Source organism: Streptomyces sp. HD, from assembly GCF_028369295.1.
GTDB lineage: Bacteria > Actinomycetota > Actinomycetes > Streptomycetales > Streptomycetaceae > Streptomyces.
Genome location: NZ_JAQMYP010000142.1, coordinates 1 through 1,388, shown reverse-complemented (window position 1 = coordinate 1,388; position 1,388 = coordinate 1). Strand labels below are relative to the sequence as shown.

Sequence of the window (1,388 nt, the reverse complement as noted above, 5' to 3'; positions counted from 1 at the left end):
TCGTGCGCAAGGTGCTCATCGCCAACCGTGGCGAAATCGCTGTCCGCGTGGCCCGGGCCTGCCGGGATGCCGGGATCGCGAGCGTGGCCGTATACGCCGACCCGGACCGGGACGCTCTGCATGTCCGCGCCGCGGATGAGGCGTTCGCCCTGGGGGGTGACACCCCGGCGACCAGTTACCTGGACATCGACAAGGTGCTGAACGCCGCGCGCGAGTCCGGCGCGGACGCCATCCACCCGGGCTACGGCTTCCTCTCCGAGAACGCCGACTTCGCCCAGGCGGTCCTGGACGCGGGCCTGATCTGGATCGGCCCGCCGCCGCAGGCGATCCGTGACCTCGGCGACAAGGTCGCCGCCCGGCACATCGCCCAGCGCGCCGGCGCCCCGCTGGTGGCCGGCACCCCCGACCCGGTGTCCGGCGCCGACGAGGTCGTCGCGTTCGCCGAGCAGCACGGGCTGCCGATCGCCATCAAGGCCGCCTTCGGCGGCGGCGGCCGCGGCCTGAAGGTCGCCCGCACCCTGGAAGAAGTCCCCGAGCTGTACGAGTCGGCGGTGCGTGAGGCGGTCGCCGCGTTCGGCCGCGGGGAGTGCTTCGTCGAGCGCTACCTCGACAAGCCCCGCCACGTCGAGACACAGTGCCTGGCCGACCGCCACGGCAACGTCGTCGTGGTCTCCACGCGTGACTGCTCGCTGCAGCGCCGCCACCAGAAGCTGGTCGAGGAGGCCCCCGCGCCGTTCCTGTCCGAGGCGCAGGTCGCCGAGCTGTACGCGTCGTCGAAGGCCATCCTGAAGGAGGCCGGCTACGTCGGCGCCGGCACGGTGGAGTTCCTGGTCGGCGCGGACGGCACGATCTCCTTCCTGGAGGTCAACACCCGCCTGCAGGTCGAGCACCCGGTCACCGAGGAAGTCGCCGGCATCGACCTGGTCCGCGAGATGTTCCGGATCGCCGACGGCGAGCACCTCGGCTACGACGACCCCCCGCTGCGCGGCCATTCCTTCGAGTTCCGCATCAACGGCGAGGACCCCGGCCGGGGCTTCCTGCCCGCCCCCGGCACGGTCACCACGTTCGCCCCGCCGTCGGGCCCCGGTGTCCGCCTGGACGCGGGCGTGGAGTCCGGCAGCGTGATCGGTCCGGCCTGGGACTCCCTGCTGGCCAAGCTGATCGTCACCGGCGCCACCCGCGAGCAGGCCCTGCAGCGCGCCGCCCGTGCCCTGGCCGAGTTCCAGGTCGAGGGCATGGCCACCGCGATCCCGTTCCATCGCGCGGTCGTCACCGACCCGGCCTTCGCCCCCGAACTCACCGGCAGCGAGGACCCCTTCACGGTCCACACCCGCTGGATCGAGACCGAGTTCGTCAACGACATCAAACCCTTCGCCACCCCCACCGAC

Annotated in this window: 1 protein-coding gene; it reads left to right on the top strand. The window is 72.5% G+C overall.

Annotated elements, in window-relative coordinates:
- Positions 1–2 precede the first annotated feature (2 nt).
- Positions 3–1,388: acetyl-CoA carboxylase biotin carboxylase subunit (locus POF73_RS45675; protein ID WP_272125451.1), on the top strand; the 1,386-nt coding region annotated here is incomplete at its 3' end.